General features: G+C 65.2%; 17 protein-coding genes. 6 read left to right on the top strand and 11 right to left on the bottom strand.

Features of this window, described 5'->3' with window-relative positions; all coding sequences use genetic code 11:
• Positions 1 to 12: 12 nt before the first annotated feature.
• The 4 genes from rpmG to ribA all read left to right on the top strand — a co-directional run bounded on the left by rpmG (position 13) and on the right by ribA (position 3087).
• Positions 13 to 177, top strand: a complete 165-nt coding sequence (rpmG, locus tag E5222_RS14425) for a 50S ribosomal protein L33 (protein ID WP_136694505.1) — start codon at positions 13 to 15, stop codon at positions 175 to 177.
• An 86-nt stretch (positions 178 to 263) separates the two neighbouring features.
• The gene (locus E5222_RS14430; RefSeq protein ID WP_136694506.1) at positions 264 to 929 is read left to right on the top strand and encodes a LolA family protein; all 666 of its coding nucleotides are present in this window, start codon (positions 264 to 266) and stop codon (positions 927 to 929) included.
• 296 nt (positions 930 to 1225) lie between these two features.
• Positions 1226 to 2020 (top strand): exodeoxyribonuclease III, encoded by a 795-nt coding sequence (gene xth / locus E5222_RS14435; protein WP_136694507.1) that lies wholly within the window; start codon positions 1226 to 1228, stop codon positions 2018 to 2020.
• A gap of 2 nt (positions 2021 to 2022) precedes the next feature.
• Positions 2023 to 3087, top strand: a complete 1065-nt coding sequence (ribA, locus tag E5222_RS14440) for a GTP cyclohydrolase II (protein WP_136694508.1) — start codon at positions 2023 to 2025, stop codon at positions 3085 to 3087.
• On the opposite strand, the gene E5222_RS14445 is transcribed toward ribA, so the two are convergent.
• The 6 genes from E5222_RS14445 to recQ form a co-directional block, all read right to left on the bottom strand.
• Entirely contained in the window at positions 3084 to 3347 is a 264-nt protein-coding gene (locus tag E5222_RS14445) for a DksA/TraR family C4-type zinc finger protein (RefSeq protein WP_136694509.1), read from the bottom strand. The genes ribA and E5222_RS14445 overlap by 4 nt on opposite strands.
• Positions 3348 to 3405: 58 nt before the next feature.
• Positions 3406 to 4389 carry a right-handed parallel beta-helix repeat-containing protein gene (locus tag E5222_RS14450; protein ID WP_136694510.1) on the bottom strand — a complete coding sequence of 328 codons (984 nt, stop codon included), beginning with the start codon at positions 4387 to 4389 and terminating at the stop codon, positions 3406 to 3408.
• Positions 4390 to 4430: 41 nt separating this feature from the next.
• A complete protein-coding gene (locus E5222_RS14455; protein WP_136694511.1) occupies positions 4431 to 5441 on the bottom strand; it encodes an LLM class flavin-dependent oxidoreductase in 1011 nt (336 codons plus the stop codon).
• 60 nt (positions 5442 to 5501) lie between these two features.
• Positions 5502 to 5702, bottom strand: coding sequence for a type II toxin-antitoxin system antitoxin (locus E5222_RS14460; RefSeq protein WP_136694512.1), 201 nt, complete (start codon positions 5700 to 5702; stop codon positions 5502 to 5504).
• Positions 5703 to 5707: 5 nt separating this feature from the next.
• Positions 5708 to 6625: an SPFH domain-containing protein gene (locus E5222_RS14465; protein WP_246021806.1), complete on the bottom strand. Its 918-nt coding sequence runs from the start codon at positions 6623 to 6625 to the stop codon at positions 5708 to 5710.
• 84 nt (positions 6626 to 6709) lie between these two features.
• Positions 6710 to 8494 carry a DNA helicase RecQ gene (recQ, locus tag E5222_RS14470; RefSeq protein WP_136694513.1) on the bottom strand — a complete coding sequence of 595 codons (1785 nt, stop codon included), beginning with the start codon at positions 8492 to 8494 and terminating at the stop codon, positions 6710 to 6712.
• Positions 8495 to 8637: 143 nt separating this feature from the next.
• Between recQ and E5222_RS14475 the strand changes: the two genes are divergently transcribed.
• Both E5222_RS14475 and E5222_RS14480 read left to right on the top strand, forming a co-directional pair.
• Positions 8638 to 8916, top strand: a complete 279-nt coding sequence (locus E5222_RS14475; RefSeq protein WP_136694514.1) for a hypothetical protein — start codon at positions 8638 to 8640, stop codon at positions 8914 to 8916.
• Positions 8913 to 9143, top strand: coding sequence for a hypothetical protein (locus E5222_RS14480; RefSeq protein ID WP_246021807.1), 231 nt, complete (start codon positions 8913 to 8915; stop codon positions 9141 to 9143). The genes E5222_RS14475 and E5222_RS14480 overlap by 4 nt, the downstream gene beginning before the upstream one ends.
• 71 nt (positions 9144 to 9214) lie before the next feature.
• Here the strand turns inward: E5222_RS14480 and E5222_RS14485 are convergent, their stop codons facing one another.
• From E5222_RS14485 to E5222_RS14505, 5 genes are all read right to left on the bottom strand, one after another.
• Complete coding sequence (locus E5222_RS14485) at positions 9215 to 9454, bottom strand: hypothetical protein (protein WP_136694515.1); 240 nt, start codon at positions 9452 to 9454, stop codon at positions 9215 to 9217.
• Positions 9455 to 9529: 75 nt separating this feature from the next.
• Entirely contained in the window at positions 9530 to 9799 is a 270-nt protein-coding gene (locus E5222_RS14490; RefSeq protein WP_136694516.1) for a GlsB/YeaQ/YmgE family stress response membrane protein, read from the bottom strand.
• 72 nt (positions 9800 to 9871) lie between these two features.
• Positions 9872 to 10666, bottom strand: a complete 795-nt coding sequence (locus E5222_RS14495; RefSeq protein ID WP_136694517.1) for an undecaprenyl-diphosphate phosphatase — start codon at positions 10664 to 10666, stop codon at positions 9872 to 9874.
• Between the two features lie 112 nt (positions 10667 to 10778).
• Entirely contained in the window at positions 10779 to 12896 is a 2118-nt protein-coding gene (locus tag E5222_RS14500) for a M13 family metallopeptidase (protein WP_136694518.1), read from the bottom strand.
• 144 nt (positions 12897 to 13040) lie between these two features.
• Positions 13041 to 14861 (bottom strand): ABC transporter transmembrane domain-containing protein, encoded by a 1821-nt coding sequence (locus E5222_RS14505; RefSeq protein WP_211196167.1) that lies wholly within the window; start codon positions 14859 to 14861, stop codon positions 13041 to 13043.
• Positions 14862 to 14960 lie beyond the last annotated feature (99 nt).

Consider the following 14960-nt stretch of genomic DNA (forward strand, 5'->3'; position numbering starts at 1 on the left):
GGGAATAGAGACATGGCGAAGCCCGCAACCGTCAAAGTCCGGCTGAACTCGACCGAATCCGGCCACTTCTACGTGACGAAGAAGAACCCCCGGAACATCACCGAGAAGCTGTCCTTCCGCAAGTACGACCCGGTCGTGAAGAAGCACGTCGAGTACAAGGAAGGCAAGATCAAGTAAGCTGCCCCTCGCGGGAAGCGTATATGAATACCGGGAACGAACCGGGTTCAGTGACAGTTCAACGCTCCACCGCTAGGAATGGGAGCATGAACGCCTTGTATCGCATCACGAAAAAGCCGCTGGGCGCCGCATTTGCCGGCGCCCTTGCCGTTGCCGTCCCCGTCGCGCTGGCCCTGCCCGCCGCGCCGGTGGCCGCACAAACCTCCAACCAGCTGAACAGGGCCGCCAGTGCCCTGCGCGCGATTACCACCATGCGCGCCAGCTTCACGCAGAGCGACCGCTCCGGCCAGACGGTCGGCGGCACGCTGACCATGCGCAATCCCGGCCGCATCCGCTTCGAATATGGCGACGACGTGAACATGCTGATCGTCTCCAACGGGCGCACGCTGTCGATCGCCGATTACGATGTGCAGCAGCTGGAACGCTATCCGATCAGCGATTCCCCGCTGGGCGCGCTGCTCGATCCGGAGCGTGACATCACCCGCTACGGCAGGGTTGTGGCGACCAATTCGCCCAATGTGGTGAGCATCGCCGTGGCCGATCCGAACAAGCCCGAATTCCCCGAGCTGACGCTGGTTTTCACGGAAAAGTCCTCCGCCCCCGGCGGGCTGGAACTGACCGCCTGGGTGGCCCGCGACACGCAGAATCAACGTACTACGGTGCGCCTTTCGAACCACCGATACGGCATCGACGTACCCGACAGCACTTTCCGCTATCGAGATCCGCGTTCTTCGTCCCGTCGCCCCGGCTAAACGTTTGTCAGGCGAACGGTTGGAGAAACGCGACAAATTGCGGCCGTTCATTCATTCACGTGACAGGCGAAAGCCCCTATATTCATAATTAGCGAAACGGCTGGTGGTTACGGGTTTCCCCCCTGTTGCCCGAACTTCCGCAAGGCCTGATCGCTAGGCGTGACGAACGCTAAAAAAGGAGCCCCCGTCCCTCTTGCCCCCGGGACGGGGGTTTTCCTTTTCCTGCCATGTCCGTTCGGGGCCGATGCGCCCGCGCCGCTTGCCGCGCGTGCGCATCGCACCTAAGCAGCTTCCCCATGGTTTCGATAACAAGCTGGAACATCAATTCCGTCCGCCTGCGCATGCCCATCGTGGAGCGCTTCCTGCAGGAGGAGGCGCCCGACGTGCTCTGCCTGCAGGAGATCAAGTGCCAGGAGCACCAGTTCCCCTACAAGGCGTTCGAGGAGCTGGGCTACACCCACTTTGCCGTGCACGGGCAGAAGGGCTATCACGGCGTCGCCACGGTCAGCCGCATCCCGCTGAAGGAATTCTCCCGCCATGACTGGCAGGACAATGGCGAGGCGCGCCATGTGGGCGTGGAGCTGCTCGGCCCCGGACAGGGCATGATCCTTGAAAACGTCTACGTCCCCGCCGGCGGTGACGAGCCCGACCGCGAGGTCAATGTGAAGTTCGGCCAGAAGCTCGATTTCCTCGAGCGGATGACGCGCTGGGCCGACAAGGTGGACCGCCCGACCATGATCGTCGGCGATTTCAACATCGCCCCGCTGGAAAGCGATGTGTGGAGCCATAAGCAGCTGCTGAAGGTCGTTTCCCACACTCCGATTGAGGTGGAGACGCTGCAGCGCTTCAAGGACGCGCATGGCTGGACCGATATCGGCCGCGAGCATATCCGCGATCCCGATCGCTATTTCAGCTGGTGGAGCTATCGCTCCAAGGACTGGCGCGCGAATGATCGCGGACGGCGATTGGACCATATGTGGGCGAGCCCCGAACTGGCGAAGCAGGCCACCGGCCACCGCGTGCTCGAAGATGCGCGCGATTGGGAAAAGCCTTCCGACCATATCCCGATCACCACGGAATTCGCGCTCTGACCATGGCCGCGTCCTCGCCTTCCCGCCGGGTGGCGCAGGCGGTGGACGCGCTGCGCCATGGATGGCCGATCAGGGTTGGTGAAGCGCCGGTCCTGCTGCCGGTCGAAACCGCGCTGGATGGCGGCGTAACGGCGGATCATGCGCTGATCTCTGCCGCGCGTGCGGCCACGCTCAAGCTCACCAACCAGCGTGAGGCGGCGGACGGGCATCATCCGGTGCTGATCCGCGCCGCCGATCCGCTGGGGCTGGAGGAAGCGCGGCCGATCGCCGATCCCGCGCTCGACCTCGTCCATCCGTTGAAAGGCCCGTTCAAAGTCGAGAAGATTACCTTCATGGCAGAGGCCGAGGCGGCGATGGAGCTGGCGCGCATTGCCGGAATCCTGCCCGCCTTCCTCTGTGATCCGCGCCCCGAAGGCGAGCCGGTGGCGCTGGAAGCGGCGGATCTTGCCGAATGGGCCGACCCTCAACGCCTCGCCATCGCCACCCGCGCGCGCCTGCCGATTTCCGCCAAGGAGGAGGCGGAACTGGTCGCCTTCCGCAAGCCCGACGATATGCGCGAACATGTCGCGCTGGTGATCGGAGAGCCCGATTTCGACCGTGCGCCGCTGGTGCGCCTGCATTCCGAATGCCTGACGGGCGATATCTTCGGCAGCCTCAAATGCGATTGCGGCCCGCAGCTCGACGGTGCTTTGGCAGCCATGGCGGAAGAGGCGCAGCAGGGTGGCTGGGGCGTGCTGCTCTATATGCGGCAGGAGGGGCGCGGCATCGGTCTCATCAACAAGATGCGCGCCTATCGCCTGCAGGATGCAGGGTTCGACACGGTGGATGCCAATGCACGGCTGGGCCTGCCGGTGGAGGCTCGCGATTTCCCAACGGCCGCGCGTATGCTGGAACTGCTGGGAATCGACAGCGTGCGGCTGCTGACCAACAACCCGGCCAAGGTCAATGCGCTTGTCGAAGCGGGCGTGACCGTCAGCGAACGCGTGGCGCACCAATTGCCCGCCAACCCCCACAATGAACGCTATCTCGCCACCAAGCGCGACCGTTCGGGGCATTTGCTCGGCTAGCGCAGCTGGCTGTCCTTGCTGCCGCGACGGTTGATCGCGCTGTGACGCACGGCGCTATCCTGTCCGGACTGGCAAGCCACACAGCGACGCACGCCGGGGACAGCCTGCCTGCGCTTTTCAGGGATCGGTTCGCCGCACTCGTCGCAATATTTCGCGCTTTCGCCGCCTGACAGGCGCGCACGTGCTGCGGCTACCGCGTCCTTCACCGTATCGTCTATCTGGTCCTGTACCGCGCCATCGCGCGTCCATCCGCCTGCCATGTGCTGTCTCCTGCCTTATCAACCCGTAGGAAACCGCAGGGTTCCGGCAGTTGGCAGGCTAGCGGATCTCGTAACGGTCCAGATTGGCGGCGAGCTGGTTGTCTTCGATCTGGCGCACCTCGCCCGACCAGTCCGCCACGAACACGCTGCGGCGGTCGACGCCGGGTGCGAAGCGGGCATTGTTGCCTGCCACCACCAGCCCCGCGCTGGAATTCTCGCGGCTTTCGGCGGCGACGGCGATGAAGGCGGAGTAGTTTTCCTTGTCGCGCCCTTGCACGAACCAGTTGTTGGAGATCTGCCCGCTGGCGCCCGCCGGCAGGTCGATCATGTAATTGGTCGCGCGGCCAGCCGCATCGTCGAAGCTGGAGGCGGCGATATCGACACGTGGGGACCGGACCTTGACGTAATGTCCGCCACGTCCCTGCTCGAAGCGGCTATTGGTGATCCGCACATGGCCGAGCGAGCCGGTATAGACCGAATGCGCGCAGCCGCCCGAACCCTCGCACGTGCCCAGCCGGGTGAAGGTGGAGCGGTCGATGACGAGCGTCGCATTGGGATCGTTGGCGGTAAGGATGCCCTGCTGGCTGTCGCGGAACCAGCTTTGCGCCACGGTGAGATCGCCCGCCTCCAGGCGAATGCCCGCGCCGTTGTAATCGCGCACATGCATGCTCTTGAACACCACGCCGGAGACATTCGCCGCGCGCCCGCGCAGCACCAGCGCCGCCTTGCCTTCGCAGGTCACCGCATCGAACACCGCCTGTCCGGGCATTTCGGAGAGATAGGAGACGTCGCCGGCGCCCTGCACAGCGCATTGGCGATAGGTGCCGGGCGCAATGGCGATGGTGCCGCGCGAATCGCCGATGGCATCGACCGCGTCCTGAAGCCGTGCAAACCCCTGCCCGGTCTCGACCACTGTGAATGGTGCGGCGCGCCCCTGCGCCAACAGCGCGGTCAGCGGAATCGCCGCGACCGCGATAGCACCAAGCAACAGCGCCCATTTCACCGACGGGCGACGCAGGCGAGGGGGAGCATTCTGGCTCATCGTGCCCGCTTAGCAGGTAGTGGTTAATGCTCCGCAAAGGCTCAGCCGAAAGCCGGCATCACCTCGCTGCCGAAGATCTGCGCGGATCGGCGCACCTGCTCCACGCCCATGTCGCCGAAAGCCAATTGCGCCATGCAATAGGTGTAGCCGCCCTGTTCGGCGTCCTTCAGCAGGAAGTCGCGCACCGTGGCGGGCGATCCGGCACAGGCGGTGCCTGCCGCGGCCACTGCGTCCCAGTCCTTCGGGAAATTGGCGACGAAGGGATTGTCGGCCCCGCGTTGCTCCCACAAATGCACGAAGCTGGCGCGCCAGCGGGCGAATGCGGGGCGGGCGATGGCGAGCGCCTCCTCGTCGCTGTCCGCCACCACGATGTGCCGTCCTACGCCGACAAGCGGCATGTCTTCCGGCGCGCCTCCCGATGCGGCATAGGCCGCCTTGTAGCCTGCCACCATCTGGCGCATCGGTTCGCCTGCCAGCAGCGTGACCATGTTGAGCCGGTCCTGCGCGCAACGCTCCACCGATCCGGGCGAATTGGTACCATACCATAGCGGCGGGTGCGGCTGCTGCACGGGCCTTTGCATCATCGGCACATCGTCGAAAGTGAAGAAGCGGCCCTGGTGCGAAAGGCGATCCTGCGTCAGCCCTTTCCTGACCACCTCCAGCACCTCCGCCGCGCGATCGGCCTGTTCGGCCCTGTCGACGCCGTAGAACCCCATCTCGATCGGCGAAATGCCGCGGCCATATCCGAATTCGAGCCGCCCGCCCGACAGCGCATCGAGCATGCCGATCTCCTCCACCAGCCGCAGCGGGTGGTAGAGCGGCAGGAGGTAGACCAGCGGGCCGAAGCGGATGCGGCTGGTGCGCTGGCTGACCGCGGCGAGCCAGAGGCCCGGGCTGGGCGCATGGCCCAGCGGCGTGCCGTGATGTTCGGCCACGTGATAGCGCGAAAAGCCCGCTTCCTCGTACGCCTCGACCATTTGCAGCCGTGCTTCGAAATGGTCGGAAAGCGGCAGGCCGCTATCGTCCACATGGTCGAAAATGCCGAATTGCATGTGATGTCCTCTCCCCAAAGCGCAGATTAGCGCGGCGGAGCGGGAGGGCAATGCCGGCTATCACTCCGCCTTGGGCGGACGCCCGCGCCGCGGCCTTTCGCTGACGGGCACCTCAACGCCGCGCCGCTTCAGGGCTTCGCGCAAGAGCATCTCGATCTCGGCATTCACCGAGCGAAGTTCGCTTGCGGCGAGGCGCTCCACCGCATCGTGGAGCGCCGGGTCGAGCCGCAGGGCGAAAGCTTTCTTCGATGCCTTGGGCATGGGTCCTACTGGTAGAGCGTTCCGGCATTGACGACAGGCTGGGCCTCGCGATCGCCGCACAATACGACCATGAGGTTGGAGACCATCGCCGCACGGCGTTCGTCATCCAGTTCGACAACTCCGTCCTGCCCCAGCTTGGTCAGGGCGTCCTCGACCATGCTGACCGCGCCCATCACGATCTTGGTGCGCGCGGCGATGATCGCCTCGGCCTGCTGGCGGCGGAGCATGGCGCCGGCGATTTCCTGCGCATAGGCAAGGTGAGTCAGACCCGCCTCGTCCACCACGATGCCTGCCACCGCGAGGCGCTCGTTCAATTCGGCCTGCAACTCCGAATTGATCACATCGGCGCTGCCGCGCAGCGTGGTCTGGTCGTCCTCGCTCATGTCGTCATAGGGATGGCGCGCGCCAACGGTCCGCAGGCCGGCCTCGATCTGGATGTTCACGAATTCGCGATAGTCGTCGACATCGAACACGGCCTGCGCCGTATCCTGCACGCGCCAGACGACATTGCAGGCGATATCGACCGGATTGCCGCGCAGATCGTTGATCTTCACCCGTTCCGAATGAATGTTGTGCGCACGCACGGACACCTTGTTGCGCCCCATCCACGGCCAGCGCCAGCGCAGGCCCTCCTTGCGGTCGGTCCCGCGATATTCGCCGAACAGCGTAATCACCGCACCCTGGTTGGGCTGGATCATGTAGAATCCGATGGCAACCATCAGGGCAACGAACCCCGATCCGAAAATCTGCAGCACGAACAGGATCTTGGCCAGCTTGGACGACCCCGCAGGCGGGATGCCAGCAAAGATTCCCATCACCAGGACCGCGATGACGGCCAGCAGGACGAGCAGCATGGGATAGCCGCTGAACGTATTGGCTGGGTCTTCCCGACTGCGGGTCATCGAAGTGGCGATCTGGGTCATATGGTCCTCCTGTTCGAATAAATATGATATCATAATTATATCAAACAGGCTGGCCGGGCAAGAGAAACCGGACGCGCGTGGAGGTCAATGCTGGCGGATCACACCGAGAAAGGCGTCGCCATAGGCTTCGAGCTTCTTCGCCCCGATCCCGCCAATGCTGCCCAGTTCGGCAAGCGAGGAGGGGCGGGTCGCGGCCATCTCGCGCAGGGTCGCATCGTGGAAAATGACATAGGGCGGCACCTGCGCCTCGGTCGCCAGTTCGCGGCGGAGTTCGCGCAGCGCATCGAACAGCGGATCGCCGACCGGGTTGGGCGCGGAATTGCGGCCCTTGCGGCCGCCGCGCCTTTGCTGGCGTTCGGGCGGGCGGGTGATCGTCACCTCGGCCTCGCCTTTCAGGATGTCGCGCGCATCGCCGCCCAGCGCCAGCCCGCCATGTTCGGTCTGCACCAGCGCGCCGCGGGCCTGCAAGGCGCGGGCGAGCGGCTGGAGGAGGCGCGCTTCCTCGCCCTCGACGATCCCGAAGACCGACAGCCGGTCATGCCCGCGCTGCTCCACCCGTTCGTCACTCGCGCCCGTCAGCACCTTCTGCACATGGCCGAAGCCGTAGGTCTGCCCGGTGCGGTAGACGGCGGAGAGCAACTTGCGGGCCAGCTCTGTCGCCTCCACCACTTGCGGCGGGTCGAGGCAATTGTCGCAATTGCCGCAGGTTTCGGGCGGATCCTCGCCGAAATGCCTGAGCAGCACGGCACGGCGGCAGGTGGAGGTCTCGACCAATCCGGCCAGCGCATCGAGTCGCGCGCGCTCGCCCTGCTGGCGCGCTTCCTCTACTTCGCCCAGCCTCTGGCGGGCCTGCGCGAAATCGCCCGCGCTCCAGAACATCACCGCTTGGGCAGGATCACCGTCACGGCCCGCGCGGCCCGTCTCCTGATAATAGGCCTCGATCGATTTGGGGATGCCCGCATGGGCGACGAAGCGCACGTCCGGCTTGTCGATCCCCATGCCGAAAGCGATGGTGGCGACCACCACCATGTCCTCGCTCGCCACGAAAGCGGACTGGTTGCCTGCGCGCCGTTCGGGCGGCAGGCCAGCGTGATAGGGCAGCACCGTGCGCCCGGTGGCGGCGGCGAGCTTCTCCGCCAGTTCCTCCACCTTGCGGCGCGTGGGAGCGTAGATGATACCTGGGCCGGGATGCTCCTCCAGCAGCCTTTCCAGCTGGCCCTGCAACCCCTGCCGGTGACGGATGGCATAGCGGATATTCGGCCGGTCGAAGCCGGCGACGACCATGCCCTCTTCCGGAATCCCGAGCTGGTGGAGGATATCCTTGCGCGTATGTTCGTCCGCCGTGGCCGTCAGCGCCAGGCGCGGGACATCGGCAAAGGCATCCATCAGCGGGGCCAGCATGCGATAGTCGGGCCGGAAATCGTGGCCCCATTCGGAGACGCAATGCGCCTCATCCACCGCGAACAGCGCAATGCGCCCTTGCGAGAGCAGCTCGCGGAAATGCGGCTGGCTGGCGCGTTCGGGCGCGACATAGAGCAGGTCCAGCTCGCCCGCCCTGAAAGCGTCCTGCGTTTCGCGCCAGTCCTCGTCCACGCTGGTGAGTGTGGCGGCGCGAATGCCATTGGCGCGCGCAGAGCGCAGCTGGTCATGCATCAGCGCGATCAACGGGGAAATGACAACACAGGTCCCCTCCAGCAGCGTGGCGGGCAGCTGGTAGGTGAGCGACTTGCCCGCGCCTGTGGGCATGATCGCCAGCGTCGATTGCCCCGCCAGCACCCGCGCAACGACATTCGCCTGCCGCCCGCGAAACGCCTCGAAACCAAAGACGCGGCGCAGCGCCTCTCGCGCACTCTCAAGCGCATCGGACATGGGGGCGGGGTGGGAGGCCATCTGCGCTGACCTGCCACAGGCGGGCGGCGGGCGGAACCGGCGCAGCGGCTTTTTGCGATTTTCTTCCCCGGCGCGCTGCGGTATTCGCCTCACCGGGACCCATTCACCGGAGAGACAAAGCCATGAAGACCACTGCCCGTATCGCCATTCTCACCGCCGCCACTCTGGCGCTGACCGCCTGTGGATCGACCACCGACGCGTCCGAGGATGCGATCGCCGACAATGTCGAAATGCCGGCCGACCAGGCGCTGACCGATACGCCCATGCCGGTCGAGGACGAGGCTGCACTCACCGAAGACGAGACCGCGCTGGCCGAGGAAGGCGAAGGCATGGATGCGATGGAAGCGGCCGAAACGGCTGAAGAGATCGTGGCCGAGGACGCCGAGGCGGCGGCCGAGTGATCCTGCCGCGGGCCAGGGTGCTGGCCCCAGCCTTTGCCTGCGCTCTGCTGGCAGCCTGCGGCCCGGCGGACAACGCCCCCGGCCCGGGCGGCGTCAGCGTAGGCGAAGCGCGCGCGCTGGATGAAGCGGCGGAAATGCTCGATTCCCAGCGCCTGCCCGAGGAAGCACTGACCGAACCGGGTGAGCCTTCCGCCGAGCCGATACCTGCCAAGGCGGAAAGCGAATAGGCATAAGAGAAAGGCCGGCCCCGCTCCGTGCGGGACCGGCCTTTCACAAAAGCTCCAGATGGAGCCGCCGATTACATTGCGTCGGCAGCTTCATCCATCGCGTCAGCTTCGGCGTCCATGGTTTCAGCTTCGGCTTCCATGCCGGCTTCGTCCATGGCGTCAGCGGATTCTTCCATCGCGTCCGCCGTCTCTTCCATCACGTCTTCAGCCACTTCCTGCGACTCCTCGACGGCAGCTTCTTCTTCCGAAGCACAGGCAGCGAGGCCCAGGCCAAGGGCAGCAGCGGAAGCGGCAGCAATAATCTTCTTCATTTCAATTCCCCTTCAAAAAAGAGGCGACAAATGCCGCCCCGGACTGTTGGACACGAATGCCCATCGAAAAACGGTTCAGCGCATTTCGCTGCGCCGCAACAAATTGACAGATACCAGCAGCAAGAGCGAACCGACAAACGAAATGAGCAGCGCCTCCACGCTGTAGGTTCCGCGCAGCAGACTACCCACGCCTATCAGCGGATTGATGACCAGTCCGGTCAGCAGCGAACCGCCCGTGCCGAGCAACACGTTGAGCTTCAATTCACGCATGCGGCCGCGGCTCACGACAATTGTCACCAGCCAGCCAAGGACGGCCCCCAGCAGGATCAGGAATATCAGTCCCATCGGTGAAACGCCTTGCTCATAACAAGGTCACAACGCGGGCCGGGCGGGCCGGTTCCACCGATGTCGGCTGTTTCAGAAGAACAGGAGCAATCCTGCGCCGAGCAGGACGCGATAGGCGACGAACACCATCATTGAGGCGCGTTTGAGGAAGTTCATCAGGAAGGCCATGGTGGCAAAGGCGGCGATGAAAGTGAACACGCCGGTGACCAGCGCATCCCACTGCATCTGCGCCGAGGCCTCCGCCAGATCGAGCACGGCCAGCAGGCCCGCACCCGCCACCGCCGGGATCGCCAGCAGGAAGGAAAAGCGCGCCGCTTCCACGCGCTTGTAGCCGAGTGCGCGCGCGGCGGTCATCGTCGCGCCCGAGCGGCTGGTGCCGGGGATCAGCGCCAGCGCCTGTGCCAATCCAACCAGGATGGCATCGCGCAAGGTCACGTCCTCGAAGCTCTTCTCCTGGCTTCCGAAACGGTCCGCAAGGCCCAGCAGCACGCCGTAGACGATGAGGTTCACCGCCACGAGATCGGTAATGCGAAAACTGTCGAGATAGCCGCCGAGCTTGAGGAACAGTCCCAGCGCCACGGCGGGAATGGTGCCGATGACCACCCACCAGAACAGGCGCCGCTGCAACGGGTCCTTGCCGATGCCGACGGCGGCGAAACCGCCGCGCGCCAGCCCCATCACGTCGCGCCAGAAATAGATGATGATGGCGAGCAGCGATCCCACATGCACCGCCACGTCGATCATCGGCCCCTGGTCGGGGAAATCGGTGAAATAGGGGATGAGGATCAGGTGTCCCGACGAGGAGATCGGCAGGAATTCGGTGATCCCCTGGACCACGGCGATCAGCAATTGCTGGAATAGGGTCATGCGTTGGTGCAGCTCCGGCAAGCTAAGGGGCGGGCCACTACAGCCCGCCCTCCTTTGGCGACCTCCACAAGCGTGGCCGCGAAGTCAAGCGGCGAGCGTGCCGCCTGCCCAGTTACCAGATAGAAACGCGCTGTTCCGGCGGCAGGTAGAGCGCATCTTCCGGACCCACATCGAAGGCCGCATACCAGGCGTCAACGTGCCGTACGGCATTGTTGAGGCGGAAGTCGCTGGGCGGGTGGGTGCCCGAAATCATCTGCGCGCGCTTTGCCTCGGGACGCCACATGCCGCGCCAGACCTGCGCATAGCCCATGAAGAAGCGCTGGTCGGCGGTCAGCCCGTCGATCACCGGCGCCTCCTCGCCGTTGAGCGACAGGCGATAGGCACGATAGGCCATCTGCAGGCCGACAACATCGCCCAGCGTCTCACCCATGCCGCGGCTGGTCAGGCACAGCTCGCCATCCTCGATGCAATAGCTCTCCAGCAGCGTCAGCAGCTTGCCGGTCTCGCCGCGGAAACCTTCGAGGTCCTCCGGCTGCCACCAGTTGCGCAGCGTGCCCGTGCCGTCATAGCGCGAGCCCTGGTCGTCGAAGCCATGGCCGATCTCGTGCCCGATCACCGCGCCGATGGCGCCGTAATTCACCGCCGGATCGACATCGGGGCCGAAGAAGGGCTGCTGCAGGATCGCGGCGGGGAAGACGATCTGGTTGAAGGGCGGCATGTAATAGGCATTCACCGTCTGCGGCAGCATCAGCCATTCCATGCGGTCGACCGGCTCGTTGAGCTCGGACAGCGAGTCCGCGATCGCCCAAGCGGTGCTGCTGATGCGGTTGGCGAGCGGGGTGCCGGGAGTGATTTGCAGCCCATCATAGGTCTCGAATTCATCCGGATAGCCGATCTGGGTGGTAAAGCCTTCCAGCTTCGCCACCGCCTCGGCCACGGTCGCCTCCGTCATCCATTCGTTTTCCGCAAGGTCGGCCCGCATCGCGCGCATGAGGTTGGCGACCAGCTCCTCCATCTGCGCCTTGCTTTCGGGCGGGAAGTAGCGGGCCACGTAGAGCTCGCCCAGCCTCTCGCCCAGCAGGCCCTCGACCTCGCCGATGGCGCGCTTCCAGCGCGGACGCTGTTCGGTCTGGCCGCCCAGCACCTTGCCGAAGAATGCGAACTGCGCATCGTCGATCTCGCTCGGCAGCACGGCGGCATTGCCGGAAAGGAAGCGCACCGCCATCCAGGCCTTGAGATTGGCGAGCGGGGTTTCGGTCACCAGCTCCATCATGGTCGGCAGGCCGCCGCCCATCAGGTCCATCTGTTCCTGCGTCAGGCCCAGCTCTTCCACCTCTTCGTCGGTGGGCAGGATCTGCGTTGCCAGGAAGCGTTCGACATCGCCGAAGCCGCCGGTTTCCAGCAGCACGTCGACGGGGAATTCGGGGGCGAGCGCGCGCAGTTCGTCCAGCGTCAGCTCGTTATAGGTGATCTCCGGATTGCGCAGCATCTGGCCATCCCATTCGAGCTCGGCCACCCGGTGCTCGAAGGCATAGACGTGGCGCGCAGCCTCCGCGGGATCTTCATAGCCGGCCTGGCCCAGCATGAAGGTGAGGTATTCCATATAGGCCGCGCGCACTTCCAAATTGCGCTCCGAATCGACCAGGTAATAGTCGCGATCGGGCAGGCCCATGCCGCCGAAGTTGACCCCAGCGGCGTGGCTGTCCGGATCCTTGTCGTCGATGGTCACACCGACCGAAACCAGCGCGGGATAGCCCGGCTTCTGGAACAGGCCGACCAGCGAGGTGAGGTCGGGCGCGGCGAAGATGTCGGAGAGGTAGGGATAGGCCGGCGCCAGACCCGCAGCATTGATCGCATCGGTATCGAGGAAGGCGTTATAGGCATCGACCACGCGGCGCGCCGTGGTGCCGGGCGCTGGATCGGAAGCGACGAGATCCGCCACCAGCTTCTCGACGTCTGACACCGATTGTTCGGCCAGCATGTCGAAGGCGCCGTAGCGCGAGCGGTCGGCCGGGATCTCGTTCGCTGCCACCCACTTGCCGTTGACATAAGCATTGAAGTCGGCGCCCGGATCGACTGCCGGGTCGAGCTGGGTGGTGTCGACGCCCCAGGTGCCGAACTCCATCGTGGGTGTATCGGCGGCCTGTGCATCGTCTGCCTGTGCCTGCGCGGGAAGCGCAATGGTAAGAGCCAGCGCGGAAATGCCGGCGGCCAGTGTCTGTCGGATCATGTCTCAGCCTCGTAATAGTCCCGGTGCACGCGGATGGTGCGCGAGGTTGTATCTATGCGGTCCATAGCGCGTCTCTCCCGCCGCTGGATGCCGCTGGTCGGTTACATGTGATACTTCGTCGATTATCAGCCGTTGGCGGCTGTCTCAAGTAGGTCCGACGTCCGGGGTGGCAAGCATGCCATCGGCCGCAGCCCGATCGTCGAACTGCAGCGCGGCGAGGCGAGCATAGAGGCCGCCTTGCGCGACCAGCGATCCATGATCGCCTTCCTCGACGATGCGGCCGCCATCCATCACCACGATCCGGTCCGCCGCGCGCACGGTGGCGAGGCGGTGGGCGATGACCAACGTCGTGCGGTCCTGCATCAAATGCTCGAGCGCATCCTGCACCAGCCGCTCGCTTTCGGCATCGAGCGCGCTGGTCGCCTCGTCCAGCAGCAGGATCGGTGCATCGCGCAGCAGCGCGCGGGCGATCGCCATGCGCTGGCGCTGGCCGCCGGAAAGCCGCGCCCCGCCTTCGCCGAGGAAGGTTTCGAGCCCGTCGGGCAGGGCACGCAGGAACTCTTCCGCATTGGCCGCGCGGGCAGCTTCCCAGATCGCCTCCTCATCCGCGTCCCATGCGCCGTAGCGCAAATTGTCGCGTGCGCTGGCAGCGAAGAGCGTGCCTTCCTGCGGGACCAGCGCCATGCGCTTGCGGATGGCGGCGGGATCGGCCTGCGTCAGCGCCACGCCGTCAATGCGGATGGTGCCCGCCTGCGGATCGTAGAAGCGCTCCGCCAGCTGGAAGATCGTCGATTTGCCCGCGCCGGAGGGGCCGACAATGGCGACGGTCTCGCCCGGCTCCACGGTCAGGTTGAAATCCTCGATGGCGTTCTCGCTGGGGCGCGTGGGATAGCTGAAAGTGACTTTCTGGAAGGCCAGGCTGCCGCGCGGCGGATCGGGCAGGGCGACGGGGCGCGCGGGCGCCTCGATGCTCGGCTTTTCCTGCATCAGCTCGCTGAGGCGCGAGGCCGCGCCGGCGCCGCGCAGGAGGTCGCCGAACACCTCGGTCAACGCGCCGAATGCGCCCGCGACGATCACGCCGGCGAAGATGAAGGCGGCGATGGTGCCGCCGCTGATCGTGCCCTGCTGCACCATGAGCGCCCCGCGCCACAGCAGGATGGTAATCGCGCCGAAGATCAGCGTGATCAGCAGCGCCGTCATCACCGCGCGGATCAGGATGCGCACGCGCGCGGTATCGAAAGTACGCTCCACCGCCTCACCGAAACGGGCGCTCTCACGCCTTTCCTGGTTGAAGCCCTGGACGATCTTCATCGCCGAGAGCACTTCGGTCACAGTCGCGCCGACATCGGCCACGCGGTCCTGGCTGTCCTTGCTGATATCGCGCAGCTTGCGGCCGAACACGGCGATGGGGATGATCACCACGGGAATGCCCGCCAGCAGCCAGATCGCCAGTTGCGGGGCGAGCCAGAAGAGGTAGCCCGTGCCCAGCACCGCGATCACCACATTGCGCAATGCGACCGAGACGGTGGTGCCCACCACCTGCTCGATAATCGCGGTATCGGCCGTCATGCGGCTGCTGATTTCCTTCGGGCTGTTCTCCTCGAAGAAGCCCGGCGAAAGGCGCAGCAGGTTGTCATAGACCTTGGCGCGGATATCGGCCACCACACGCTCACCCAGCCAGCTGACGAAATAGAAGCGCAGCGCCGTGCCCACGCCCAGCGCGCCGACCAGCATCAGCAGGTAACGAAACCAGCGCCCGATATCGCCATCGCCGGTAAAGCCGCGATCGACGATCAGCCGCAGCGCCGAGGGCACTGCCAGCGAGGTGACGACGGCGGTGATCATCAGCGCAATGGCGGCGAACACCAGCTGTGCAGGATAATTCATCGCCTCGCGCCAAATCATGCGCAGGGGTCCCAGGGTGCGAGCCGGAGGGGCATCGTCGCGATCGGTCGAGGTCGCCATGGCGCAAGCGCCTAGCCCATTCGTTCGCGAGAGAGAAAGGCCAATTTCGCGACGGAAGAAGAAAAAGCGGGCACAAGACCCCTTTTGCTGCATTGCAAC

Source organism: Alteraurantiacibacter aquimixticola (assembly GCF_004965515.1).
In the GTDB taxonomy this organism is placed as follows: domain Bacteria; phylum Pseudomonadota; class Alphaproteobacteria; order Sphingomonadales; family Sphingomonadaceae; genus Alteraurantiacibacter; species Alteraurantiacibacter aquimixticola.